Origin of the sequence: Methanospirillum hungatei (assembly GCF_019263745.1) — an archaeon.
Classification (GTDB): domain Archaea; phylum Halobacteriota; class Methanomicrobia; order Methanomicrobiales; family Methanospirillaceae; genus Methanospirillum; species Methanospirillum purgamenti.
In genome coordinates this window covers 545427-572191 of record NZ_CP077107.1, presented here as the reverse complement: position 1 = coordinate 572191, position 26765 = coordinate 545427, and the positions used below count along the sequence as shown (strand labels likewise).

Genomic DNA, 26765 nt, shown 5'->3' with positions numbered 1-26765 from the left:
ATGATAAATGCGATAAAAACTGAAAAAACCCTTTCTCTCCGTTGTAATCATTGTGGAGCACCTCTAGAGATTCAAAACAGAGAATTGGAATTAATCCGCTGCTCTAGTTGTGGCACGACGCAAAAACTGGTAGACGCACATGCGTTTCTTGAACAGATAATGGGCCAGGTATATGCATGGGTAAAAACTTCGCTTCCTACCGGATTTGAACTATCAGGAACAGAAAAGGTAGATCCGGTAGCACGACATACCATCTTCACGACTCATGTCAAACCTTCAATAGAATCAGAATATTCTCACCTTTTTTTTAACGCTCAAAGAATTATGGCCCAACCATTAATGAGTCTCCCATTTAAAACAAGTTCTGATATTCTATCCCAGGATGATCCGGTTAAAGTCTTTGAGTTCAATGCGAAGATCAATTCAATAAAACCCTTGATTTTTGATAAAGAGGATAGTGTATGCATAAAAGATATGGATTCTCTTTCTCTCTGTTTTGCTTATATTCTTAATAATATCCGGCTATTTACCAAAGATGCTCCTGAAAAGTATGAACTTATGGCATCTAATTATTTTACCGCTTCAGAATCAATGAAGAATAGTGAAAAATTTAAATCATTACATCTTCGTTTTTCCGGATTGAGTAAAATATCCCTTTCAGTTCATTTTCTTATGAACAGAAATTGTTTTGAAGCGAAAAGAATCATCGAGGAGGGCATTGTTTTACTGGAAGAGGGGAATAAAACACTTGGAACCGAAAGAAACCTGGCATTGATGGGTCAGGCAATTCTAAAGGAATTAACCGTAGCGAAGGTAATTAAAAAGATGATTCTGGCATCTGATGAGGATCCATCCGGAGATCCGCTAAATACCCTCGCCATAATAGAAAAATTGATGAAGGAATTACAAACTCATGAAAAATATGATTCCGGATACTGGAAAGGAACATTCAAGGACACAGAAAGATATCACCAGATTTTTTCAATGTTTGAGAAGATTCGGAGATCACAGAACGGACGGGGAAAGATCAGGTTTCATCCGGGAACAGGCTCATATCTGATTCCTTTCTGGGTTATAGACCTGCCATATAGTTTTAAAACAGGTTTTTTTCTGAATAAAAAGGGGTGTGAAACGAGGGATACGATTTTTGTATCCTCCACCTTTCCAACCGACCCGGATTCATTAAACAGCAGGCCTTTTTGTGTGCTTACGGATGTTTTTTCCAAGGACACAAATATCGGATCTTTAGGTGGTATTTTATCCGGTCTTTTCGCAACTGAAAAATCTATTAGTTGTGGAAATAACATTTTGCAGGAGATTGCCCGGTCTACTTCCCTGAAAATTGTGGGTAATAAAAAGGTAATACCACCTCTGACATCAAAAAAACAGGTTGAAAAGATGGTTCATTTCTATATTCATAGTATGCTCGAAAAAAATCCAGATATAAGCAGGAAATTTGGCCTGAGTGCACCGAAAATTACCGGACTTATTTTCATTCCCGGAGAACTTCAGGGTAATGAATTTCGATTAAATCTCGACATCGGAGACCTCAAACCACGTTCAATTGGTGATGTCTCAAAATTACAATACCTTGCGATGTGATAGAATTACCATCAGTATAGGAGTATGATTTTAATGGAGGAAAAAATGGATACTGCTCAAGAAATTATCACAAAAATGAATGATGATAGATCGCTTATCGAATACATTTCCAGGTACGTTCCATTATACCGGGGATACAAAGAGAAAGATGTCAGAAGAGAGATTGATGCTCAGATAAGAGACAAATTATTCCGGAAATTACATAAGATTATTGATGATTTAACCTGGTGTAAGAGAGAACTTATCAATTCTGACCAATTCAACCTGGGTAAATCCGTGGAACAGACGATTATTCAGACAGATATTCTTGCGAATAAAATTTCACATGCAAAACAGGGATATTCTGCAATATGGCAGGCAATTAAGATAGATACAGAAGATCTGTCAAAACTTATCACCTATGATGCTTCTCTTTTTGAGCAGTCAAAAAAAATATCAGATATTTCTCTAACAATGAAAACCGAGATAAAACAGAGAAACGTGGAGAATTTTTCTCAATGTATGGAAACGTATGAAACATGCCTTATCCAGTTTAGTAACCTGTTTGATTGCAGGGATGAGATAATCCGTGGGATTAGTCCGGATGGAGGTATTTGATGAATCAGAATACGAATGTTATTGAATGGAAAGACCCGGGGACTGAAGAACTGCTCTTTAGTTTTCCTGATGAGAATATCCGGTGGGGTTCTTCACTTGTCGTAAAAGAATGGGAATACGCCATTTTCATACGGGATGGAAAATTATTTGATGTTTTCAAATCCGGCAGATATATACTGAGCACACAAAATGTGCCTCTTCTTACCCGGACCTATAATTTCTTACTTGGATACAAGGAGACACCGTTTAAAGTTAATGTAATCTTCGTTTCCCGGAAAATTTTTAACGGTAGATGGGGTGTCCGTTCGATGGTAAAAGCAGCTGAAGGATTTAAAGCCCCTATTCCATTGATGTCACATGGTAATTTCCAGTTTAGAATTGATGACCCAGTCTTGTTTTTAACCCAGGTGGTAGGGGGGGATAGTTCTCTGAATACGGCACTGATGAATGAATATTTGAAAGGATTTTTAAATGAAAAACTGATTCAGGAATTTGCGAAATATACGTATATGGATGTCTTTTCCCAGATGGAAAAGACTTCAACAAGGGTAATGGTCAATATTTCTGATTTAATGAAGCAGAGAGGAGTGGAACTCATTTCCTTGAATATTGAGAATGTTGATACTGAAGAACAGTATAAAGAAGATCTCTATAAGTTTGAACGATTCAGATCTCAGGGAGGTTTTGAATATCGAAAGTTCGAGACAATGGATAAAATGGCAGAATCTATTGGTACGTCCGGTGGTGCCGGAATTGGGGCTGGTATGGTGCTTTTTCCTCAGATGTACCAGAATCTTATGTCAAATCAGGGCACCGTTTTGTGTCCTAGCTGTAATTTCTCGATTCAGCCGGGTACCAGGTTTTGTCCTCAGTGTGGAAATGAGATTATGCCAAAAGAGTCCGGACCCAGACCTTCCACTCATCCACCGGTACATAATTCAATGTGTATCTGTCCGTTCTGTGGAACAGAACTTCGATTTGCAAAAACTCCAAAATTCTGTCCGTATTGTAAGGAGAATATCGAACCTGTTTAGAATATTCTCAAACGATTTTATCATCAAATTTTCCTATTAATTACTATTCTTACCATTTGAACGAATGAATGCTGATATTTCTGAAGATCTTATCTCCATGGAAATGAATCCGACGACTCATATATCGTACTATTCACATATTGAAGTCCGGAAATCTCTTCTAGTCCGGAAATGTCATACACCCGTGGCCCGTATTGGTATCTGGAAATATTATACCACCAGTCCGGGTACCCGGCAAGACTATCTGCCTTTTCCACCGGATCCCAGATCATTCCATTAGAATACCTGATGATAAGTGAATCTGACAGATTCCACCAGTCTCTCATTACCTGTTCTGCATTTTCCCGTGTATAATCGGTCAGATATGTTCGGGCCGCATCCTTCCCTGAAGAATTCATAATCTCCCGACCCTTTTTCGAGACGTTTAAAACATCCTCAATCTCCCTGGTTTCTATCTCTTTTTGCTTTTCCCGGATAATAGGAATCATCGAATCATACCTGAGCCTGGCCCAGTTGGTGACGGTGGAAAATGGCCAGTATCCATATGTCTGGTCGTATACGGAGCGGTTCCCCTGGTAAAAGACCTCGGAAAGTTCGCTTATTGTTGGGAATACCGGGATATAGCAGGTTTCATAAGGCTGGGCAAACCCGAACCAGCAGATACCGGGAACCGGAGCGGTCTGGTTCTTTCCGGATTCACAGATATAACTATATCCACAGGTTATTGCTGATACCGGGTATGGCCAGGCACCCGGAACAATCCTCTCAGCGATTGTGCCCTCCTGTTCATCAACCGGCCCCCGTTCACGATACGGATCTCCAAAGGGTCCTGCAGCAATTCCTGATGTCAGATCCCAATCTGTTCCTTCGTAATGATCACGAAACAGGCTGAATATCTCTGTTTTATTTAATTGATGGTCCGGGATAATGGAAAACGGATAGGATTTTTCCTTCCAGTCCGAGAATACTGCCGAAGTTTTGGCAGAAGGAGCGATTCGGTTATAGATACTCCATATCCTCCCGAATGTATGATAGGGGTGGGTGAATTCTCCGGCAGAATAGGTATTGGCAAAATTGAATCGTCCGTTTTCTTCAACAGTCCATCCGTTTTGTTCTGCAATTTCTTTCGCATTTTCTGAAATCATCTGGTCTGGATTGGTTGGATCTATCGGTCCTATCCGGAAGATGTTTCCCCCGGCAAAGACTTCTCCGTCTTTTACCTTTTGTGCAGCCCAGATACCGCCGGTCCAATCCGGAGCTCCGCACATCTCCATTATCCATGCTTCAGTGCCATTAGCAAAGACAAGGGTTTCCCCATACCCGTAATATCCATAAGAATCGATAAGTTCAGCAACTGTGGATATTGCTTCACGTGGTGTTTTACACCGTTCAAGGGCAATATTAGAGAGTTCAGAGCTATAGAAGATCCTACCTTTGGGATCATATTCCGGATTGGTTTTTGCATAGTCTGTTGCTTCAGAACACATGAGTCCCTCTTCATTCATTATCGCATATGCAGAAGCAAGATAGCCATGAGTATGCGATATCTCCGGGATAAATCCCGTTGGCGGGAGTATTCCCCTGGTCCATTCTCCGGCAATATCTCCCCCTGATTTTGTATCATAGGAGACGGTTCTCATCGCACCTTTCGGATAGTCCTTTGCGGGAATATAGACCAATTTAGAGAATTCTTCATCCGGGCTTGGACCAACTAGTCCCGGACCATATCCGTCATTGGTGTGACCTACATACATTTTTCCATCTTCACTTGCTCCGGGAGTGACAACAAATATCGTGCATCCGGATGAGATTTGAATAAATCCGGCGATAAGAAGGAGAAGGAGTATAATTTTATCCGGGATCATCATCTGTAATGTACTTTCCAAATACTTATCTATTCAATATTCTTCTTTTTTAGAATCTGATGCAGTCAGGTCCGTTTCGAAAGTCTTGTAAAAACGGAATCCTAAACGAAAGAACTATTAATATGTAAACCTTTGATTCACATAATGAATCGATTTTTCTCTTTAGGGTTAATTTGCTTCCTCATGGCTCTATTGACGACAGGAGTCAGTATTGCAGATGAAACACCTTCATATGTAGCTTACATACAGGGTGGCGAAGCCTCTATCACAGACGAAACAGACGAGATAATAGAGCTAACTGTGAGGGATATTGTCCCGAATTTATATGTATCAGAAAAGGATTATGGTATTCTGGTTCCGATCGATATCATGAAGACATTGACATATCCCCTTAATGCCGTATTGTTATTTTCCGGTACAGAAGATGAAAATACATCATTGGTTGAAATCTTAAATCTGTCACTAATCGGCGAAAACAAAGATATCACGATCAAGGCAAAACCACTTGAGTTTTATGAAGGAGAGCGATTGAAATCATTTCAAAGTGACAATACAGGTTTGAATACTATTAATCTGACAACTACGTCATTTACGGGTATATACATAGAATTAAAAGGGAACTCTATAGAAAACGGGAGCGATCCAGAATGTGTCCGCCGTTGTCATGAACGATACCCGGAAGGCAATGGCTGTTGGAAACAATGTATTTATCGGTAAATTTTGTGAAAAAACATTCAAATTCATCGATGTATATCCTATAAATTTATACCAATTCTGGATTTCTTCAATTTCAAAAATTTTTCGGATTTCCCCTTCAGATCATGTCTTTTCAGGTCAGTGACGTCATCAACAGGATAAATTTGTCGTCTTTGAAAAACCAGCGGTCCAGGACTGGAGGGACGGTATGGTACGAATCAAACGTTTTTGGTCCGGTAATACCATAGTACCTGGATTCATCTAGTCCTTTTTGTATTGAATCGGCAGAAATAGTTCCATTTTCTGAACCAAGCCGGATCGCATATGCGAGAACCATCATGGAATCATATCCATATCCGGCAATGGTTCGTTCAGGGTCCTGACCAAATCTGTCCTTAAATGATTTCACAAACCTGTCAGTCCGTTCTCCAGGAACCAGATAGGAATGAGATGGGATCATAAAGAGTGAAAACATCGATAAAAATTCTGATTCCTCATTTTCAAGTAAATTGATATACCCTGTTTCTGTCAATATCACCTGACCACGGTAACCTGCATCGGAAAGATTTCTGATGATAGGAATCTGTCTGGAATCATATACACTGATTACAATGGAGTCTGGTGCATCGTTAAGTATTGTATTGAAAATGCCAGAAAAATCTGTATCTTCGTTGGTTATGGGGAATGATCCTGAAATTGGGATCGAATGTGTCTTAAGACCTGATTCAAGGCCGCTCAGAACAGATCTTCCATATTCATCATCAATATAGATTATAGCAACCCGTTCCGCTGTATATGACAGCCAGTCAGACACAAATTGAGTAACAGTGAAGAATGGTGCATTTATCTGGTAAAACCGTGGTGAAATTCCATACAGTGGTTCACCATTTGCTCGGGGAGAGATGAGAATTATATCCTCTGAATTTTTGGTCTCTTCTGCCATCGGAAGGGTGATACTGGTAGAATATGAACCGATAACAGCAGGAATCCCATCGTTTTTCATCTCATTAAATAGACTTAAAGCCTTCGATGGAGACCCTTCATCATCAGCGATACGAAGAGAAATCTGATGACCAGCTGCTCCTCCGTTATTATTTATCTCATCGGTTGCAATTTCAATACCCTGAAGGAGAGCGATTCCTGAAGCATTCATCTCTCCACTCAAAGGAAGAATGATTCCACAGGTAAATGTTTGGTTTTCAACTGCTGAAGCAGGAGTCTGGAGAATGCAGATGAAAAACAAGCTAATTATGAACAGAACAAAAGGGATGTTCGGTTGTTGTAGATTCCCCAAATGTGCCTTTGGTTTTTTACAATTATTTGGATAATCACGTAAATGAGCATAAATCAATAAATGATTGTGATTTTCAGGATGCTGCATTGTTATCTCCTCCAAAAAACAGATGGACCGGAACGTCCAATGATTCATTCCCTCTGGTTATTGATGGATGAGAAGAACGAACATTGTAATAAAGTTGCTGATAGAGATGGCGGAGGGTAAACGGTCGATCAGAACTCCGAAGAAGCGAGATTAATTCATTCGTGAATTCGTCTGAAAGCCAGGCTGATAGCTCAGAATCATATGTTGTGGATTTTGAGGTTTCATCTTCAGCAGAAGCAGCCAGAACCAGAACTCTGGGAGTTTTCACGTCCGATGCGAGAACGCCACTGAAACAGGATTCTAGAACTACAAACATTCGTCCGAATCTCTTATTTTTCGCCATATTATCTAATACCGTTGAAATCTCTTTAGCAGAAATCTGTTCATCTCCATCACCGAGTACCAGGTTTCCTCCTGGAGCTCCATGTGATGAAAGATAAATCAGAACGGTTGAATTTTCATTTGAACGTAAAATTGGTTCATCATTTTCTATCCCGGTCCCTGAGAGAATATCTATGAGCATCTGTTTATTGACGTTCTCTCCAATGTAATCTGGATTCGCCTGTTTACGGACCTCTTCTTCACCTGGAGTATGATAAACTTCACCGGGTTTTTTATTCAGGCGGTCCTGAGGAATATCATCAAACACAAGCAAGATGATATGATCATCCGGAACTCCCTTCTCTCTTAGATAGGTATACATGGTCAGGGCATCAGCCTGATGCCGGTAATTTACCCAATCCCGTGTTAATGCACCGATGACTGCCCAGTAATCACCAGTCGGGAGATCCTTATCAGTTGGTTGGGTAGTATCAGAAAGGGTATCTGACAGATCCATACCTGAACCTGATTTCTCACGAAATTGGTATGGTATCGGATCGGCAATCACCTTTCCTTCCTCGATACGGTAGGTTTCATACCAGGGTACTTGTCTGTCTACTCCTTCTTTCCGATACGAAAGCGGGCCGGTAACCCCGGTCATAACGGGAATTTCTCCCCCCTGAATTTTATTGAATGCTGATTGAAAACCCGTTTCACTTCGATCACATGTATCTCCCGTTTCATTGGTTAGAATAGATTTTGCTGCATTCCCTGGTGATTTATCTGGGTAGGCTGTAAATCGTGCCATAACTGCTGCTGCAACAAGGACTGCATCATAAACTTCAGGAACAAAATCAGACCGGCTGGTATTAGATATTGTATGATATTCCTGAGAAAAATCTGTGGCCCAGGGTTTTGACATCAGCATAAGAGTATCATCAGGGAGCTGTGTTGATATCATGCTAACAGAACCTGTTTTCCAAAGACCTGTAGCCAGGAGAAATCCAAGTGTTCCGGGATCTAATCGTTCCCAGATCTGCCCCTGTTCATCAACATCAGGATAGATGAAATATAGGTGAGTTGATGCATTCATGGCATTGAGCGTGAGAAAAACTGTTCCAATCTCAACTACAGAGCCTGAGTGGACAAAAATCAGATAATCCGGATTTTGTGAAATGAGATGTTCTATCGCATCAGGGATTTCCTCAAGATCAGAATAATCTTCAACTCCGGTGATAGATATTCCGTTTTCTATCGCCCAATATGGTATCCAGTCATAAAATGTCTTCCCATATGAACTATTGATAGTGAGGACGGCTACTTTTTCCCCATTATGTGCTTTAATATGTTGCATGACCGCAGATGTAATGTCACCATCATTAGCTATCGTTCTCCATACATAGCCTGTTCCAGCATAAGCACGATATATCTCATCTGATGATGCAGTAGGAGATATCAAAACTTTCTGGTTTTTGACAAATAGATCTGAGATCAAAAAGAGTTCTTCTGATGTGTGTGGTCCAATAACAATCCTAATTCTGGGATCTTTTACTAAATATTTCGCATAGGTTATGAGATCCCCGGTATGGGTATCCCTCAGGATAAATTCAAGTGGTCTTCCACCAATCCCTCCACCAGCGTTGATTTGTTCCTTGGCAAGTTGTAATGCATCATGAAGGTTTTGTCCATCCGAACCACTTAAGGGAAGTAAAACTCCCACATAAACAGGATCCTCTGCTCCTGATGTTACTCCCGGCATGAAAATCAGGAAGAAGAGAACAATAATTAATATATTAAAAAGTGTTTTATCTGGTTTCCTGGGCATGAGGATCCCTTCTCATTCGGATATTATTGGCTGTCATAAAGTATTATATGATAGTTGATTTGATCGTATCGTGAGCATAGGTATTTTCAGTTTTTCACTTTCACCCTGTTTGAATAAATCTTTTAAATGACTCCTCCCCGTTCATATCATGAACAAGGAAATAAAAGAATTCCGTAAATATCTTGGATGTTGTGGGTGCTGGGGACGAGATTATAATATTATGGGTGAATTTGTCTGTCTTTTCGATATGTTTGATGAAAACAGACCTGATTGTGTTTCCCCTTATAAAAGACGATATCAGTTGTCAGGAAAAACAGATCGTGATGTACTGATGGAATGGGCATGTGAATATCGATTAAATGTACATGATATAAATCGTATTAGATCAGGTCAATATTACCCGGAAGATTTGTCCCTTATACAGATAATAAAAATCGAAAAAGTAATCCAATCTGTTTTGCCAGATGATCCATATTCTGAATAATCGTTTTAATATTTCGTCTTTATTGGAAAATCTCAGTCTTTTTTCTAAAAAGATATATGATGCTCTTCTTCCGGGCGGTATGTTTGTCAATGCATCAGGCATCTGGTGAAACTGTGTATTTCACCAACCGATTTACATCATATTAGACAGAATTTATCCTGTCCGGACCGTTTCATGAAAAAGAACATCTGGAAATTTTACAACGGAGAAATGAACTTGACAAGAATGAAAAAATGTCTAATCAATAAAAGTGGCTATGGGACTTAAGGATTTTCTGATGCTGATCTGGTATATAAGAACCGTTTGTTTATAGTAACAGTTGCACGGAAATAGAGACGTTATTATTTGTGTTTTTGTCCTTAAATGATTTCAATTGAATTGAAACTAAATTTTTTAAGTAATCATGGTTAAATTGCATACGTTTTTTTATTTTTTTTGACAATTTTTCTGGTAAACAATTGGTATCATATGATTCGATAATTTAATATGCTCATCTTTCCATCTTTAAATTTGGAGTGTATCTATGAAAAAATTGAGTATTCTGATTATGCTGATGTGCATGATTATGTTCTCATCAGTGGCTTTTGCTGCTGAGGAGACGAATGAATCCGCTTTGGTAGATGAAACAGAAGCAGTAACAACCCAGGTTGAAGAAGTCCTCAATCAAACTGAACCTCTGTTAACCGGTGAGGCATCTGGTGCATTTGGTGATATTCACAAAAAAGTACTCATGCTCACTGAGGAAGCGTTTGATTATCTTCTTACTGGAGATGAGCAGATGAAGCAGGAATTCCTCGAAGAGTATGCGTCACTTGTAGAAGATTATGCGGCATTTGAAAAGGTTATTGATCTGAATTCTGAAAAAGCGTCTGATCTGAAGGTCGCTTATGACGAGATGGTAGCTGCAACTGATGCTATGGGTGTTGCTGCAGAGAAGATGTTTGCCTCATATGAAGCAAACAATACTGTCGTTCTTGAGGATGTAGTCGCATTTGAAAAAGAAGTTGATATTGCCACTGAGAAGGCGGAGGTCATTTGGGATCTTGATGATGATATCGATGAGGTCATGACTATTCAAACTGCATACAGCTGGCTTTCTTCAATACTTCTTGAGGCTATTGAAGAGTCTTATGCATATCCGGTTTTAGGCGATGTAAAAGAGAAAGAAGATGCAATGGCTAAATTTGCAGAATTTGATGATATCCTTGCTATAGCCGAAACAGACAATCCAGATGTATCATTTGAAGATATTAAGACGGTAAAAGCAGATCTGTTACAAAAAGCAGAAACATTCTTTGCAGCATATGAGGCCAATGGTTCAGTAAGTGCTGAAGATCTTGAACCTTTTGAAGCTGCAGTCGAATCATTTGGTGATCTCTTTGTAAAATCTCCTAAAATGGTTGTTCCTTCTGATGCAGCAACAGTGAACCTTACCGAAGAATCTGATTCAGCAGTAAACACTACTGTTTGAATTATTTTTTTTTCTATTTCTCTTATGTAAAAAAATTAACCAATCCGCTGTTCTTTTTTTATCTCAGGTTGATAGGAGTGAGCATTGACAACACTCCACTTAGACAAACTCAGAATGGTTTGAAAAAGCAATGAATAAACTTTCAATTTTATCCACAATCCCAGACACGATATATTGAATTATTATTGGATTAAAAAAGATAATTAATAATATAACTATTCCTTGAATATTAATTAGTCTAACTCATAAGTATTATAATTTTTACGACTAAGTATGGTTATATGATTTTTAAATAAACTATTTCCTGACCAATCTAATCTTCGATTTCTCAGCCATGTTTGTAATAATGTAAAGATTTAGGCCTTGCTCATGATTAAAAAAACGTATTGTTGTATAAAGGTACTAATTGAATAAAGTCTTAACCTGTATCAATGCAGTGTGAGAAAAAAGCGTGGATGTACAGAAAATTTCCATAGGACTCTTTGTTGCCATTCTTTCCATCTTTCTCATACTGGTAAGTATATTCTTTTCTTCTGTCATACTAACCAGTTATGCTGATCTGGAGAAACAATATCTTGAAAAAGACCTTCTTCAAACGATCAACAAATTAAATGATGAACTGCTTAATATGGCATCTACAGCATCAGACTGGGGGCCATGGGATGATACTGTTCATTATGTACAAGGAAATGATCCACAATATAAAACCTCAAACCTTCAGCCGGTAACATTTGAAAATCTTAATTTAAATCTTATAGTTTTTACTAATAAAACTGGAGACATCGTTTATGCTGGTGCATATGATCTTCAGAGTGATGAGATGGTCTCTCCCCCGCTTTTATTCTCAAACCGAATAGATAATACGAACCCCCTCATGAATATGTCAGATATTTATACGGTCACGAAGGGGATTATCATGCTTCCAGAAGGCCCTCTTCTTGTAGTGTCACAACCGATTGTATATTCTGATTATTCGGGAACTGCCCAGGGAGTTGTCATAATGGGCAGATATCTTAATGTAGAGGAGATATCCCGATTAAGAAATCTGACAAGGCCAAGCCTTACATTTAAACAGATAGATGATCCCTCCCTCTCAAAAGAATTGGTTTCTACTATTAGAAAGCATCGGAATCAGTCAATAGGGTTTATTCAGGTGCAGAATGAAGATCTGATATCCGGATATTCTCTTTTGTATGATATATATGGGAAAGAAATATTAGTTCTTCAGATAACAGAACCTCGAAATATCTATCATCAGGGTTTGAATACCACTATTCAAGTTCTTATCATAATTTTTGTGGGTAGTCTGTTTCTAGCCCTCAGTTACCTTATTCTTCAAAATCAGATTGTTTTAAAAAGAATGCGTTCTATTGCATTTCAGGTTTCTGAAATAGGGCAATCGGGAATTACGACTGATCCTGTCTTCATCTCTGGCAATGATGAACTCTCACAATTAGCAGAGGAAATCAACGGAATGCTTGATACGATTCAAAAGACTCAGAGTAAATTATTGAATAGTGAAAAACAATTCCGTGATCTTGTTGAAAACCTTCCTGACTATATTATTGTATATGGGCTCAATAAGGAAATATTATACATTAATCCGGCAACAACATATGTTTTGGGACAAAACGCAGAATCTATGGTCGGAAAGCCAGTTTTTCAACTTATAGCTGAAGAATCAAGAGATATTATCTACCACCCGTTCTCCAATGAGAATAATTCTGGTGTATTTCCTGTATATGAGATTGAAATTCTCACACAGGAAGGAATCCGAAAAACGGTGATCATGAAAGGGAGAAAGATTCAGTTCAATAACCAGTCAGCAACTCTCCTCCTCCTTATTGATATCACTGAGCGGAAAGAATATGAAAAAGAACGGGAACATCATGCTCAGGAGCTCAAACATTATTCATCAAATCTTCACCGGATAAGCCGTCAGCTCAGTCTTCTTACAAGCATTACTCGACATGACATATTAAATAAAATTTCGATTATCTACGGGTATCTAGACCTCATTGAGATTGATAATACCGATCCTCTTCTGTCAGAATATCTGAGTAAAATGAAATCTACGACAAAAGAAATTCAAAACCAGATTGAATTCACCCGGGTGTATGAAGACTTAGGGACTCAGGAACCTCAATGGATTGAACTAGATTCTGTCATACCATATGCATCATTCCCTCCGTCAATTTCATGTACGGTGCATATTCAGGATGTTCTCATCTATGCAGATCCAATGTTTGGAAAAGTCTTTCATAATCTCCTTGATAATTCCATCAGACATGGAGAACATGTAACAGAAATAAAAATATCCACTTATGAGACTGAGTTAGGACTTGTTATCGTTTGGGAGGACAATGGAGTGGGTATCTCTCTGGATGTAAAATCACGAATATTTGATAGAGGATTTGGAAAACATACCGGTCTTGGGATGTTTCTTGTAAAAGAAATTCTAAATCTTACCAGAATAACAATCAGGGAGACTGGTGAACCTGGAAGCGGAGCAAGGTTTGAAATGTTTGTTCCAAGTGGTGTGTACCTGTTTCATTCACTGACGTAATATCAACTGGTTTTTGATATGTGAAAATAATACAAAATAGTGAACAATATGTAATTATAATGCGAGGAGCCGGATTTGAACCGGCGAACCCCTACGGGATTAGGCCCTGAACCTAACGCCTTTGACCTGGCTCGGCGATCCTCGCTCAATGAAACCAATATTACTATACTACACGATCATTGGTAATCAGGGACAATCGTGCTTATACAGATTAGTGTTCTTCAATAATAAGGATTCGGAATTGATTGTGAAAAAAATTATGACTCCTGGTATCTCCGGAGTTCACGTTCACGCAATTCTCCACGCTTAATCTTTCCTGAAAGCGTTTTGGGGAGTTCTTCTACGAATTCTATAATCCGGGGATACTTATAGGGAGCGGTAACTTTCTTTACATGTTTTTGAATATCGCGGACAAGTTGATCAGAGGGTTCATATCCGGATTTCAAAACTACAAATGCCTTGATTATCATTCCTCTGATGGGATCTGGAGATCCTACCACCGCGGATTCCTGAACTGACGGATGTTCCTGGAGAGCGCTTTCGACTTCAAACGGTCCGATACGATACCCGGAACTCTTAATTACATCATCATCTCTTCCAACAAACCAGAAATAGCCGTCCTCGTCCATGTAAGCCTTATCACCGGTGTAGTAAAATCCATTTTTAAAAACCTCTGCATTGGCTTCCGGATTATCCAGGTATTCGACAAAAAGACCGACAGGCCGGGGGTTTAGGTTGATACCAATTCGGCCTTCAGTTCCTTGAGGGACCGGTTTTCCATCCTCATCATGAAGCTCAATATTCCATCCTGGTGATGGTTTGCCCATTGAACCTGGTTTGTGTTTCATACAGGGGAAGGTTGCTACACAACAACAGGTTTCACTCTGTCCATACCCTTCGTAGATTGGTAGATCTGTCTCTTCCTGCCATATTCTGATTACCTCCGGATTTAATGGCTCACCGGCAGATATGCAATGGCGTAAGGATCTGAGGTCATATTTTGCCAGATCTGCAATAATGAGCATCCGGTAAATGGTGGGTGGGCAGCAGAATGTGGATATTTCGTATTTTTCAATAAGTGGCAGGAGTTCGGTAGCTTTAAACTTTCCTCGTGCATCGTAAACAAAAATACATGCTCCAATTATCCACTGACCAAAGATTTTTCCCCATCCACATTTTGCCCAACCTGTATCTGATGAGGTGAAATGCAGGTCATTACTGTTGAGATCCTGCCAGAGTCGGGCGGTGACGATATGACCAAGTGGATGAGAGTGATTGTGGATAACCATCTTTGGTTCTCCAGTTGTCCCGGAGGTAAAGTAAATCAACATCGGGTCGGTTGCATGAGTCTTTTGCGATACTGGCATACTAATAGCAGAACGCGAGACTGGGGCAGGGTAATAGAGTTCGTATTGATAGCTGATCCAGTTTGGCAATGATCCATCGATAAGCATCCGATGTTTTAAGGTTGGACAAAACCGGCAGATCTTCTCTACCTTATCTGCATTTTCTGTATCAGTAATAATAAATTCAAATTTTCCTGCATTAATCCGGTATTGCAGATCCTTTGGAGTAAGCATCGTTGGTGCAGGGCAGAAGACTGCGCCAAGTTTAATGAGGGCGATAACAAAAATCCACCATTCTGGAACCCGGTGGAGCATGAGCATGACCCGGTCTCCCTTTTTCACACCATATTTTATGAGAATGTTAGCGGCTTCAACAGAAAGGTTTCGTAGGTCACGAAAGGTATATTTTTTCTCTTGACCGTCCTGACTAACCCAAATCATAGCTAGTTTATTCCGGTCGGTCACGGCCCATTTATCAATGACATCAAAACCAAAATTATAGAATTCAGGCACATCTATCCTGAATGATTCTACAAATTCATCGTAGGATGTCATCTGATGCGGGATCTCATATTTCATTCGTATCCAAGGTTACGCTTTATGCATTAATATACCATTGAAAGGTGAGAAAGGCAATGATGACCCGGTGATCTAAAGATTTACTAAATCGTTTCAGGCATTTGGGAATAACCCCCAATTTGCGGGAATTCACCATTAGTATTATGGTATGGAACACCCCATGATATCTGGAATGGAAGATAAACGATACGATAGCCTGAAGATTGAAAATATAGTGGCGTCTGGGGCTATCGCAGAATCAATAGATCTCGAGATAATCTCAAAAAATATCGACGGCTGTGAATTGAATACCAAACGCTTCCCAGGAGCAGTATACAGGATTGAAAACCCAAAAATTGCCTCGCTCATATTCTCATCAGGAAAAGTGGTGTTGACTGGAATCAGAGATACTGATTCGCTTGATAAGGGTCTTCTTCTTATCATTGATAAGATGAAAAACGCAGGAATCAAATGTTTTGATGAACCCCGGGTAGCTGTCACGAATATAGTCTGTTCTTACGATATTGGTAACAAGATAAACCTTAATAAAGTTGTGATGACTTTAAACCTTGAAAATATTGAATATGAACCTGAACAGTTCCCTGGGCTTGTTTATAGGATAAGTGATCCGAAAATTGTCGCCCTTCTCTTCTCATCCGGAAAGATTATTCTTACCGGTGGAAAGAATATGGAAGATATTAAGAAAGGACTTAATTTTCTTGAGCAGAAGCTTGGGAATATTATGTAATTTTTATTGCCAGAATCTGTGGGTTTTAACAAAATTTCGTTCAGCTTTTAGAATTTCCCGCATGAGTGCATCTCCAGTGGTATAGGTTGCCAGGATACGGGATGCTGTCTCCGGTCCCACCCCTTTCGCAGATAGGATGAGTATCGCTTTTTTTCCGCTGGAAAGGACCATATTGGCATTTCTTAGAAGTTTCTGTTCAATTGCTTTCTCTTCAGCATTCTTTGTCTTTTTATTTGCTATTGAATAGAGTTCTGTCTCATAGGGTTTGAGTGATGCAATAAGTCGAGCTCCACAGTTCCCACAAATCGGTTGATCAGGGACCCTGGCAACAGTTGTCCTGCTTTTCCATTTTCTGCAATTCATGCAGACAAGTACTATCTCCTGTTGATCCAACCGGTGTTTTAATGCTGAAATGACCGCCTGATCTGCTGTAGGCGGAGGAATCTGGTCTCGTGATGAGGTAAAAAGAGCAGCAATGCCTATTATGCTTGGAGGGCCAGTAGCAATTTCAATCTTTCCTGATTGAATGGATTGTATAATCTCAGTTGCATGGTTTACGTCCATGTACCTGGTAAAAAGTTCCCGATAGGTCTCTTCCTGAATTTGTGGCTGGGCAAGAAGGTCAGCCAACCGGTGTAGACTTAATCGTTCATAATCAGCATCAGGATCGATTGCTCCGAATTTTTTTGAAATCTGAACTAGTTTCCATTTAAAGAGTGAGGTTCGTTTCATCGCTAGTTCAAGGATACCCCGTATATGTTCTGGTTGCAGACTGAGAAGAGTATCTTTTACATCTGCTACAGAAATTTCCCGGGGAACCCGTAATAATACCCGGTATGCATCCAATTCCAGGCCAATTGTCGTTCCAAATCTGGCAGAAAGGAGTATAGATAGAACACGTCCGATTGCTTCGTTTGTTTGATGTCCAACACAATTATTGATTACAACCCCATCTTCAGAATATTCCAGTGTCAGAAGATGATCGGTAGGTATTATGCCATGGTTTTTCAGGACCAGATCTAAAAATCCATTTGCAAATGTAATTGAAGCTTTATCATGCGTATACTCTTCAAACCCCCTTAAACGGCGAAGCTTTCCTACCTCCTGTGCTATCTCAAAGGGAACTGGTATCTGTTCACCTTCCCATGATGGAAGTTCTCCTTCAGTATTTCGAGCAGGTTCTACGGTAACTTTGCCTTCTTCCAGGTCAAGCACCCGCCAGAGTTGACCCCGGGCGATAAAAACTGCACCCGGATGAAGTGAAGTAATAATAAATGATTCATCAAGAGTTCCAACAGTCCGTCTGGTGACGATATCATAGACTGGGAATTTTCGTTCATCCGGGATCATCGAAAGGTTGCCGGAAAGATACCGTCGTGCCCTGCTGGTTGTGATAATCCGGTTCCCATCCCGTCTGATAAGATAATGTTCTGTCAGTTGACTGATTATTCCTTCCAGGGTTTCTCTCTCTTGTACTCCTACTGAGGATTTTGAAATGATGGAAAAAATCTCATCTATAGAAATTTCTCCATATTCCACAGCAATCGCTGCAATCTGATTTCCAATAACATCACCTGCCCGATAGGAAGGTATAATGTTTTCAACCGAACCCTGTCTTGCACGTGATGCTATAACCAGTGATTCACATAGGTCATCAAATCCACTAGTAATGATTGTTCCTTTGGAGGTTTTCCCAATTTGATGTCCGGCTCGTCCAACCCGCTGGACAAGTCTGCTCACTTCACGTGGAGATCCAAACTGAATAACATGTTCTACATGACCGATATCAATTCCAAGTTCCATTGATGAAGTACAGATGAGGGTTTTTATTTCTCCCTGTTTAAAACGGTCTTCTGCCTCAATTCTTACATCTCGGGAGAGTGAACCATGATGAACATCAACATTCCCATCTTTGAGTAATGCATGTCCGAGTGATTCTGCTGTGGACCGGGTATTAACAAATATGAGTGTTGACGGTCCTTTTCTGGTATGACGTCTGACTGCCTGTACCTGGCTTTCAAATTTTTCACCGGTAATCTCAACCTGAATATCCAGGGTTTTTGCAACCGGAACTTCAACAATAGAGCAGGGTCTGTCACCTGATAAAAATCCAGCGATTTCTTTTGGATTTCCTACTGTTGCTGAAAGTCCGATTCTCTGAAATTCTCCGGTATACCTGCATAATCGCTCAAGAGCAATAACGAGTTGTGCCCCCCGTTTCGTTCCTGCAAGATCATGAATTTCATCAACAATCACATACCTGATAGTCCTAAGATGTTCCCTGAGCCGTTTTCCCATAAAGAGGGCCTGAACAGTCTCAGGGGTTGTGACCAGAAGATCAGGAGGATGCAGAACCTGTTTTCTTCGTTCAGCCTGGGAGGTATCACCATGTCTGACACTACTGGTAAGTCCCAGATTCTGACACCACCATTCCATTCTTCGTAAAATGTCCCTGTTTAATGCACGAAGTGGAGTAATATACAGCGTGGTAAATCCGGTTCCTTTTGATTGCAGCATACCGCTCAGAACCGGAATCATGGCACTTTCTGTTTTTCCCGTTCCGGTCGGGGCAATTAATAGAAGATGGTCTCCACTCAGAATTTTAGGAATTGCCTGTTCCTGAACTTCTGAAAGTTCGGAAAATCCACGGTCACGGATAACATCTATGACCCGGCTGTCAAGATGATGCTTTTGTGTCATTCTGGAGGTGAGAGAGAAGGTCTCCTGCATATGTCCCGTCCGGAAGGAGTATTTCTGCTGATTCAATTACTAAAGAACGGGAGAGAGGAGAGAATGGAGATCGGAAGGTCTTTTCTATGCCATATCCGGTGAGCTCATTACATGATGGAACCATCAGGATTCTGGATATTTCGTCTTCATTATTTTCTTCTGAGAAGATATGAGGATCAAGTTCTCCCAGAATAAAACATGGAGTTCGAAGAGCGACTCCTACCTGGTCAGATAGAGAGACTATCGGGTGATGGTGTCCGCAGAGAATTAACCTTCCCTGGATTGCAGGATCCGGAACCATGTGTCCATGCAAAGCTCCAACTTGATCTATGAGTGATCCCTCTTTGTTTCTAATCTCCTCAGGTTTTAAAAATTCTTCAATACCTGGATCATGATTTCCAGGAGTTACACAAAACGGAGAGATCTTCCGGATAGCCAGAAAAAGATCCTGTAATTCATAAAACTCCTGAAAAGAGGTTCCTGGAATCCGATGTTTAACATCTCCCAGGATTACCACAAGATCCGGTTCTGCTTCTTTTATAAGATTACAAATTCTTGTAATTCGTTCTTTTCCTTTCGTCCTGAAATGAAATCCGTGTTTCTGCAATTCATGCTCTATCCCCATGTGAATGTCTGCAAAAAAAAGAATTCTGCTTTCTTCCTCTATCTGGACTGCCGGGCCATCAGGAAAAAAATCAATATTCATCTGATATCATCAAAGCAATTTTATGAAACCTGCAGCTGGCTGGTATACTTCATCTTCCTCAATCAATTGTTTTATCGTGGTTTTTACGATTTCTTCAGAAAAAGCTGCTCTTTTCGCATATTTGAAAATATCTTCAATTTGTATCCCTTTTGGTCCTGAGTATTCGGTAATAATTGATAGGATAAGTTCTGCCGGATTGATAACTGGCCCTGGTCCTTTCACGACGTCCAATGCTTTTCCAGATTGTTCTGCCAGATTTTTGAGATTCTTTATCTGGATATTATAGTGTTTTCTGGCATTATTGAGACTGTTATGTCCTTCGCCTGTTTTGATAAACGTATTCAGGGTATGTAATCTGTTTAGGAGTTGATGTGTTGTTTCAAGTATCCATCCATCCCGATCCTGTCTCGATGCAATGGTGCATGATTCAATAACCCATCTGATTTTTTCCTCTCCCTGGTTTCCTTTTTCAGCATGTGCGGTTATTGATAGAAATAAAGGTGGTACCAGATCAGAAGGTTCGAGTGAAGGATCCAGAGCTTGTGGTTTTAATGAAAAACTCATTGCACCAGTAGGATCAGCAATTCTCAAAATTCCTTCATGTCGCATTATCTCATATGATGTGAGGGCTCCGGTGAGCCAAACCTTTTGAAGGTGTAGACCGGTCGGTGTGATCAGCGAGTATTCTTTTCCTGATGTCCGGATAATATAGTCTGTCTGGTTGAGTTCATAGAGTAATACTGGTGAATAAAGCGGCAGGGAGAATGCCGATTCTTCACGTATATGATGATTAACTGGCTCTGTCACGTATACTGATGTTGTTGGCCCTGCTGATTGATAGATGCATTGGTCTGGTCCTGCGCTTTGGGTCATTTATTGCGCTAAATTCAGATATGAAAATGTTTGTTTGAGAAAAAAATTCGAACTGACATCAGTCAATAAAATGAGAAATCAATAATATTTTTAAGATTCAGGAATTAATTTTCGACGAATTCTTTTTATAATTTTTATAATATTTGATTATTCTTTTCTATAATTTACAGCGTGATTCTCAATGAGAGCTGAATAATATTACTCCGAATGACCAGATCTTTCGATATGTTTTTAATCGTTTGTGAATTATAGATCCGTATACATAACGTTCGACCGCGGGTAATTTGTATGATGGGGAATGCGAAGACTGTGTGGTGCCTTATTCTGGCCATATTCTTATTATCAGGTACTTTCGTATCTGCAGATGAGAATATCATCGAAGAATCAAAGGCTCTGCAGGCAAATGTAGCTTCTATGCCCCTGGTTTTTATCCAGAACAATGGGCAGTTTGAAGACAATGTATCGTACCAGACCCGTTCAACAGACCAGGTAATTACGGTCTTTGAAGATGGGATGGAGTTTAGTCACAGTCCTGGTAACAGTTCGGTATTTATGATGCTGAACGGTTCGAATCCTGAAAAGAAGATTATTGGACTGAATCCGCTAAACGGGACCGCAAACTTCTATTATGGCACAGATCCGTCAGCATGGGTTACCGGAGCAACCCTGACTTCTGGTGTCAAATACGAGGATGTGTACCCTGGTATTGATTATACGGTATCAGGAACTGAAGGTCTTTTAAAGAGTGAATTTATTCTTGATGCAGGTGCAGATCCAAGCCAGATTATGCTGGTATACCAGGGTCACACGGGAATGAGTCTGAATGAGACCACCGGTGATTTGGTTATTCAGACACCAGCACGAGAGATAGTTGATGAAGCGCCGACAGCATACCAGGAGATTAATGGAACCAAAACAGAGGTTGTATGTTCATACGTTGTTGGTGATAACTCTACGGTTACCTTTAATGTAGGAGAATATGATAAAACCCTTCCACTGGTAATTGATCCTATCCTGAGATATTCACTTTATTTCGGAGGTGAGGGTCGTGATCAGGGGAATTCTATTAAAGTTGATGAAGGTGGTTATGCCTACTTTATTGGAACATCCTGGTCTGATCATCTGAAATATTTCAAAAATAATGAAAAAGATCCCTTAGCAAATCATAATCCGCCAGCAAATCAGTCTGCTTTGAGTGCTGGAGAAATTTCAGCGGAAGGACTGGCTCCAGGGAGCATTCAGCCATACTTTGGTGGTGGAGAAAAGGATGCTTTTGTTGTAAAAGTGAATCCTGATGGAACTGATCTTGTATATATTACCTACATCGGAGGTACTGGTACTGACGAAGGTACCGGACTTGTAATCGATGAACAAGGAAATGCGTACATAACCGGTGGAACGAACTCGCCAAACTTCCCCGTAAAGAACGCATACCGAAACGCTCTTGCAGGCGGGTATGATGCATGGATGGCAAAGCTTGATCCAACAGGAAATGAGCTTGTCTTTTCAACATACTTTGGTGGGGAACACGATGACTTTGGATATGACATCGATATTGACTCTCAGCACAATGTCTTTGTCACCGGTCAGACTGCATCCTGGAACTTCCCGGTTGTGAACCGGTACCAGTTATCACCATATGGCGGTCTTCCGGATGCCTTTATTACAAAATTTAACTCTGATGGAAATTCAATTGTATATTCCAACTTTATCGGAGGTACAGCATTTGATGCAGGAAGTGCCGTTTCTGTTGATGCAAATGGATATGCATGTATTGTCGGACAGACTGAATCTTCGAATTTCCTGACCATCAAGCCATACCAGGATAAGCTTCGTGGCAGCTTTGATGCATTTGTTACAAAATTTGATCCTGAAGGAAAATATCCTGCAATGTATTCAACCTACCTTGGAGGATCAGGATCTGATGATGCCCGTGATATCATTGCATTACCTGATGGTAGCCTGGTTGTAGTTGGTGTGACAAAATCCAAGGATTTCCCAACTATGAATGCTCTTCAGGGCGAATTGAAGGGTCTTCAGGATGGATTTATCACGACTCTAAATACTGATGGTTCAGCACTTACCCAGTCAACATACTTTGGCGGTTCCCTTATTGACTCAATATCTGGTGCTGCACGTGATGCTGAAGGCAGCATTTATGTGGTCGGTACCACAAATTCAGTAGACATTCCGGTCACCTTAGCCTACCAGTCCAAGCCAGGGGGAAGCTCGGATGTGTTAGTAGCCAAATTCCTTGCTGGAATTACCCAGATTGGATATGTAACCTATCTAGGTGGAGGCAGCATTGATGAAGGACGAGCTATTGATGTCATGAATGAAGGAGAAGCATACTTTACCGGATACACCGAATCAAAGAATTTCCCGAAGGTATGGCCGTACCAGCAGAACTTTGGTGATGGTGACCGTGATGCGTTTATTGTCTCCTTATCCGAACATGATGTGATTCCGGCAACTGATTTTGAGGGAGTCCCAACCGAAGGAGATGCTCCACTGAGTGTGCAGTTTACTGATAAGTCTCATGGTGTTCCAACCTCCTGGGCATGGGAGTTTGGAGATGGAGCAACCTCGACTGAAAGGAATCCGCTTCATGTATACGAGAAACCTGGTGTCTATACTGTCTCTCTGACGGCAAAGAACATTGTTTCAAGCCAGAAAAAGACAAAGGCAGATTACATCCATGTATTTGAACCGGTAAAACCACCAGTTGCAGACTTCTCAGCAGATCCGACCAGTGGTATGGTTCCGTTGACGGTCACGTTTACTGACCTTTCAACAAACGAACCAGAAACCTGGTCCTGGGTCTTTGGAGATGGTGGCACTTCTTCAGAAAAGAATCCGGTATATACCTACAATAATCCAGGTGTCTATACGGTGAACCTGACGGTTAGCAATCGTGCAGGAGTCTCATCAAAAGAAAAGCCTGAATTTATTCATGCACAGCCAGCTGTGATTCCACCAAAGGCAGACTTTAATGCCAACCCGACCAGCGGTATGGTTCCGCTCAAGGTTGTCTTTACTGATGCTTCTCTCAATGGCCCAACCGCCTGGAAATGGACCTTTGGTGATGGTGGAACCTCTATCGAGCAGAACCCGGTCTACACGTACAACAATGTCGGAACCTTTGATGTTACCTTAAATTGTAGCAATAGTGCTGGTTCTGACAATATTACAAAGCCTGAATTTATACATGCCCAGCCAGCAGTGATTCCACCGAAGGCAGACTTTAACGCGAACCCGACCAGCGGTATGGTTCCGCTCAAGGTTGCCTTTACTGACGCCTCACTTAACAGTCCGACTGCATGGAAATGGACCTTTGGTGATGGTGGAACTTCTGTCGAACAGAATCCAGTTTACACCTACAACAATGTAGGAATCTTTGATGTTACCTTAAATTGTAGTAACAGTGCCGGATCAGATCAGATAACTAAACCAGAATTTATTCATGCACAGCCGTGTGTTATCACTCCGGTAGCAAAATTCATTGGCGAACCAAGAACTGGTACGGCACCTTTGAAGGTTACCTTTACCGACCTCTCTGAAAACAATCCGGATTCCTGGGAATGGAACTTTGGAGACAACCAGATTTCATCCGAGAAAAACCCGGTTCACGTATATGAGAAAGCTGGTAAATACACCGTTTCACTGACCGTAAAGAATTCTGCCGGATCAGATACTCTTGTTGAACAGAACTATATCATTGTCAACGAGCCAGTTCTGCCCCCAACAGCAGATTTCTCTGGTGCTCCACGTGAAGGGAAGGCTCCATTGACTGTTACCTTCCTTGACCTCTCAAAGAACAATCCAAAACAGTGGTACTGGAAATTTGGGGATAATACAACCTCTGAAGAGAGAAACCCGGTCCACACCTATACCGTTGAAGGAACATATACGGTTGAACTGACAGTAAGTAATGAAGGTGGAGCAGATACAAAGATTGCTCCAGAATATATTACCGTTACTGCTCCTGGATTCCCGCCGGATGCACAATTCCGTGGATTCCCGACATCAGGAACTGTTCCGCTTTCAGTCAGCTTCACTGATCTCTCTACCGGAGATCCAAACAAGTGGGAATGGGAGTTTGGCGATGGCTCTGTCTCGAATGAAAAGCATCCTGAACATACCTACAATGCACCAGGTGAATACACAGTAACCCTGACTGTTGAAAATCCCTTTGGAATGTCAACAGAACTTCGTGAGAAGTATATCAGAGTCTTTGAAAAACCAGTTCCACTTAAAGCATCCTTCATGGGTGAACCAACCTCTGGAAAAGAACCCTTGACCGTTCAGTTTACCGATCTGTCAACCGGTAATCCGGAGACCTGGATGTGGAACTTTGGTGACGAAGGAACTTCCACAGAGAAGAACCCGTCCCATGTGTATACAAAAGCAGGAACATACACGGTATTCCTTACGGTTACCCGTGGAGAGGATCGGTCCAGTGAGATAAGATACCAGTATATTACGGTTCTTCCAGCAGGAAAGCCACCAGTACCTGACTTTGTAGCTTCCCCGACAACTGGATATGTTCCATTAGATGTTCAGTTCACTGACCTTTCCACTGACAAGCCGACTGCATGGAGATGGGACTTTGGAGACGGACAATCCTCTTCAGAGCAGAATCCGGTACACCGATATCTGACACCAGGATCATACACGGTCTGTCTTGAAGCCTCGAATGAGTTTGGATCAGCAGCAACCTGCAAGGAAAATCTCATTAAAGCAACCGAAGCACCTCTTGCACCGGCTGAATTCTTCGGTCATGTGACAGTAGATGGCAGTCCGGGATGCATTGGAACAATCATCGAGGCACGTGGAAGTGGCATTGAAACCGGAATCTTTGGAAACCCGGTGACAACAACCATTGAAGGTGCATATGGAACACCTGACCCGCTTACCGTTAAGGGTTCCATAAAGAATGGCGATACCATTACATTCTGGATAAAAGCACCAGGAGCAAAGGACTTTGTCCAGGCTGAATGTTATGATGTGTATGCTGGCAAAGAATGGGAGAAGTCGTATCCGTTCAAGGGAGGATCCAAGACTCGTCTGGATCTTCGCGTCGGAGAAGCACCAATTCCACCAATGCCAGTCCTTCCACATGAGTTCTATGGAGAAGTAACCTCAAATGGAATGCCGATGCCAGTAGGATCCATGATCCTGGTGAAAGGCGAGAATGTTGTTGAAGGACACCGGGGTAACCCACTTGCGGTGACTTCACCCGGAGTCTATGGATTTAACGAACTCAACAAACTTGTTGCACAAGGAGACCTCAAAGCAGGGCAGCCACTGACCTTCTGGGTTATTCCATCAGGTTCCGGGGAAGCCATAATGGCAGAAGTCCGGGATGTAGATGCAAGCGGTGAATGGGCAAGTTCATACCCATACATCGAAGGAGGTTTGACAAGACTTGACATCCGGATTGAAGGAGGAACCCCTCCGGTTCCGGTTGTTCCCATGACAATATCAGGGGTAGCTACTGTGGATGGAAAACCACTTACGCTTGGTTCGATGATAACTGCTGACGGGAAAAATGTCAGAATCGGTATTAATGGCAATCCGGTATCAGTAGGAACTGAAGGTCGGTTTGGTAATGATGTAAAATTAACCATCCAGGGTGATATTCAGACAGGAAGTCCGATTACCTTCCTCATGTATGATGCAGCCTGTGGAAATCAGTACGTAGCAGAAGTAAAGGATTCACAGACTGGTGTCTGGGTACCATCTATACCATTCAAACCAGGCGCAACCATGGAACTGGAGATAAGGTCTAGTTCTATAATCCCGGCAGATAAAAAAGTCGGATCGGAAAATCCGGTACCAGTAGAAAACGACACTCCGATAGTTACTGCATCTGTTCCGGTCGATGATATGGTTCAGACTCAGTAATATCACTTTTCTTTTCAAATCTTCTTTTTTCTCAAATGAAAGTTCTTGTATAATT

General features: G+C 41.1%; 16 protein-coding genes and 1 tRNA gene. 9 read left to right on the top strand and 8 right to left on the bottom strand.

Annotated features, from left to right (window positions below):
• The 3 genes from KSK55_RS02745 to KSK55_RS02735 are packed head-to-tail and all read left to right on the top strand — an operon-like array spanning window position 1 to window position 3233.
• Window positions 1-1602 (top strand): hypothetical protein, encoded by a 1602-nt coding sequence (locus KSK55_RS02745; protein ID WP_218608076.1) that lies wholly within the window; start codon window positions 1-3, stop codon window positions 1600-1602.
• A gap of 45 nt (window positions 1603-1647) precedes the next feature.
• Window positions 1648-2199 (top strand): hypothetical protein, encoded by a 552-nt coding sequence (locus tag KSK55_RS02740; RefSeq protein WP_218608075.1) that lies wholly within the window; start codon window positions 1648-1650, stop codon window positions 2197-2199.
• Window positions 2199-3233, top strand: a complete 1035-nt coding sequence (locus KSK55_RS02735) for an SPFH domain-containing protein (RefSeq protein WP_218608074.1) — start codon at window positions 2199-2201, stop codon at window positions 3231-3233. Before KSK55_RS02740 ends, KSK55_RS02735 begins: the two co-directional genes overlap by 1 nt.
• An 89-nt stretch (window positions 3234-3322) precedes the next feature.
• Here the strand turns inward: KSK55_RS02735 and KSK55_RS02730 are convergent, their stop codons facing one another.
• Window positions 3323-5101 (bottom strand): dipeptidase, encoded by a 1779-nt coding sequence (locus tag KSK55_RS02730; protein ID WP_256664159.1) that lies wholly within the window; start codon window positions 5099-5101, stop codon window positions 3323-3325.
• A 180-nt stretch (window positions 5102-5281) separates the two neighbouring features.
• Here KSK55_RS02730 and KSK55_RS02725 point away from each other — a divergent pair, with 180 nt between their 5' ends.
• Window positions 5282-5815 carry a hypothetical protein gene (locus KSK55_RS02725; protein WP_218608073.1) on the top strand — a complete coding sequence of 178 codons (534 nt, stop codon included), beginning with the start codon at window positions 5282-5284 and terminating at the stop codon, window positions 5813-5815.
• Between the two features lie 112 nt (window positions 5816-5927).
• Here the strand turns inward: KSK55_RS02725 and KSK55_RS02720 are convergent, their stop codons facing one another.
• Window positions 5928-7175 carry an ABC transporter substrate-binding protein gene (locus tag KSK55_RS02720; protein ID WP_218608072.1) on the bottom strand — a complete coding sequence of 416 codons (1248 nt, stop codon included), beginning with the start codon at window positions 7173-7175 and terminating at the stop codon, window positions 5928-5930.
• On the bottom strand, window positions 7162-9321 hold the full coding sequence (locus KSK55_RS02715) for a C13 family peptidase (protein ID WP_218608071.1): 2160 nt from the start codon (window positions 9319-9321) through the stop codon (window positions 7162-7164). The genes KSK55_RS02720 and KSK55_RS02715 overlap by 14 nt, the downstream gene beginning before the upstream one ends.
• Window positions 9322-9469: 148 nt before the next feature.
• Between KSK55_RS02715 and KSK55_RS02710 the strand changes: the two genes are divergently transcribed.
• The 3 genes from KSK55_RS02710 (at window position 9470) to KSK55_RS02700 (ending at window position 13842) form a co-directional block, all read left to right on the top strand.
• Window positions 9470-9805, top strand: coding sequence for a hypothetical protein (locus KSK55_RS02710; RefSeq protein ID WP_218608070.1), 336 nt, complete (start codon window positions 9470-9472; stop codon window positions 9803-9805).
• Between the two features lie 523 nt (window positions 9806-10328).
• Window positions 10329-11276: a hypothetical protein gene (locus tag KSK55_RS02705; protein WP_218608069.1), complete on the top strand. Its 948-nt coding sequence runs from the start codon at window positions 10329-10331 to the stop codon at window positions 11274-11276.
• Window positions 11277-11727: 451 nt separating this feature from the next.
• Window positions 11728-13842: a CHASE4 domain-containing protein gene (locus KSK55_RS02700; RefSeq protein ID WP_218608068.1), complete on the top strand. Its 2115-nt coding sequence runs from the start codon at window positions 11728-11730 to the stop codon at window positions 13840-13842.
• Window positions 13843-13902: 60 nt separating this feature from the next.
• Here the strand turns inward: KSK55_RS02700 and KSK55_RS02695 are convergent.
• A tRNA-Leu gene (locus KSK55_RS02695) sits at window positions 13903-13987 on the bottom strand.
• Window positions 13988-14099: 112 nt separating this feature from the next.
• Window positions 14100-15743: an AMP-binding protein gene (locus KSK55_RS02690; protein ID WP_256664158.1), complete on the bottom strand. Its 1644-nt coding sequence runs from the start codon at window positions 15741-15743 to the stop codon at window positions 14100-14102.
• A gap of 196 nt (window positions 15744-15939) precedes the next feature.
• On the opposite strand from KSK55_RS02690, the gene KSK55_RS02685 reads away from it, so the two are divergent.
• Complete coding sequence (locus KSK55_RS02685) at window positions 15940-16494, top strand: TATA-box-binding protein (protein WP_214418595.1); 555 nt, start codon at window positions 15940-15942, stop codon at window positions 16492-16494.
• Window positions 16495-16497: 3 nt separating this feature from the next.
• Here KSK55_RS02685 and KSK55_RS02680 read toward each other — a convergent pair whose 3' ends face one another.
• The 3 genes from KSK55_RS02680 to KSK55_RS02670 are packed head-to-tail and all read right to left on the bottom strand — an operon-like array spanning window position 16498 to window position 20803.
• A complete protein-coding gene (locus KSK55_RS02680; protein WP_256664157.1) occupies window positions 16498-19224 on the bottom strand; it encodes a DEAD/DEAH box helicase in 2727 nt (908 codons plus the stop codon).
• On the bottom strand, window positions 19172-19930 hold the full coding sequence (locus KSK55_RS02675; protein WP_218608066.1) for a metallophosphoesterase: 759 nt from the start codon (window positions 19928-19930) through the stop codon (window positions 19172-19174). The genes KSK55_RS02680 and KSK55_RS02675 overlap by 53 nt, the downstream gene beginning before the upstream one ends.
• A gap of 9 nt (window positions 19931-19939) precedes the next feature.
• A complete protein-coding gene (locus tag KSK55_RS02670) occupies window positions 19940-20803 on the bottom strand; it encodes a hypothetical protein (RefSeq protein WP_218608065.1) in 864 nt (287 codons plus the stop codon).
• A 288-nt stretch (window positions 20804-21091) separates the two neighbouring features.
• On the opposite strand from KSK55_RS02670, the gene KSK55_RS16350 reads away from it, so the two are divergent.
• Window positions 21092-26710, top strand: a complete 5619-nt coding sequence (locus tag KSK55_RS16350) for a PKD domain-containing protein (RefSeq protein ID WP_306128091.1) — start codon at window positions 21092-21094, stop codon at window positions 26708-26710.
• The last annotated feature ends 55 nt before the right edge of the window (window positions 26711-26765 follow it).

What these genes read in the sequence shown, in the direction of transcription:
- KSK55_RS02745 (WP_218608076.1), top strand. Translation starts at nt 1, where the DNA reads ATGATAAATGCGATAAAAACTGAAAAAACCCTTTCTCTCCGTTGTAAT.
- KSK55_RS02680 (WP_256664157.1), bottom strand. Translation starts at nt 19,224, where the DNA reads ATGCAGGAGACCTTCTCTCTCACCTCCAGAATGACACAAAAGCATCAT.
- KSK55_RS02710 (WP_218608070.1), top strand. Translation starts at nt 9,470, where the DNA reads ATGAACAAGGAAATAAAAGAATTCCGTAAATATCTTGGATGTTGTGGG.
- KSK55_RS02715 (WP_218608071.1), bottom strand. Translation starts at nt 9,321, where the DNA reads ATGCCCAGGAAACCAGATAAAACACTTTTTAATATATTAATTATTGTT.
- KSK55_RS02705 (WP_218608069.1), top strand. Translation starts at nt 10,329, where the DNA reads ATGAAAAAATTGAGTATTCTGATTATGCTGATGTGCATGATTATGTTC.
- KSK55_RS02675 (WP_218608066.1), bottom strand. Translation starts at nt 19,930, where the DNA reads ATGAATATTGATTTTTTTCCTGATGGCCCGGCAGTCCAGATAGAGGAA.
- KSK55_RS02740 (WP_218608075.1), top strand. Translation starts at nt 1,648, where the DNA reads ATGGATACTGCTCAAGAAATTATCACAAAAATGAATGATGATAGATCG.
- KSK55_RS02690 (WP_256664158.1), bottom strand. Translation starts at nt 15,743, where the DNA reads ATGACATCCTACGATGAATTTGTAGAATCATTCAGGATAGATGTGCCT.
- KSK55_RS02685 (WP_214418595.1), top strand. Translation starts at nt 15,940, where the DNA reads ATGGAAGATAAACGATACGATAGCCTGAAGATTGAAAATATAGTGGCG.
- KSK55_RS16350 (WP_306128091.1), top strand. Translation starts at nt 21,092, where the DNA reads ATGATGGGGAATGCGAAGACTGTGTGGTGCCTTATTCTGGCCATATTC.
- KSK55_RS02720 (WP_218608072.1), bottom strand. Translation starts at nt 7,175, where the DNA reads ATGCAGCATCCTGAAAATCACAATCATTTATTGATTTATGCTCATTTA.
- KSK55_RS02725 (WP_218608073.1), top strand. Translation starts at nt 5,282, where the DNA reads ATGGCTCTATTGACGACAGGAGTCAGTATTGCAGATGAAACACCTTCA.
- KSK55_RS02670 (WP_218608065.1), bottom strand. Translation starts at nt 20,803, where the DNA reads ATGACCCAAAGCGCAGGACCAGACCAATGCATCTATCAATCAGCAGGG.
- KSK55_RS02735 (WP_218608074.1), top strand. Translation starts at nt 2,199, where the DNA reads ATGAATCAGAATACGAATGTTATTGAATGGAAAGACCCGGGGACTGAA.
- KSK55_RS02730 (WP_256664159.1), bottom strand. Translation starts at nt 5,101, where the DNA reads ATGATGATCCCGGATAAAATTATACTCCTTCTCCTTCTTATCGCCGGA.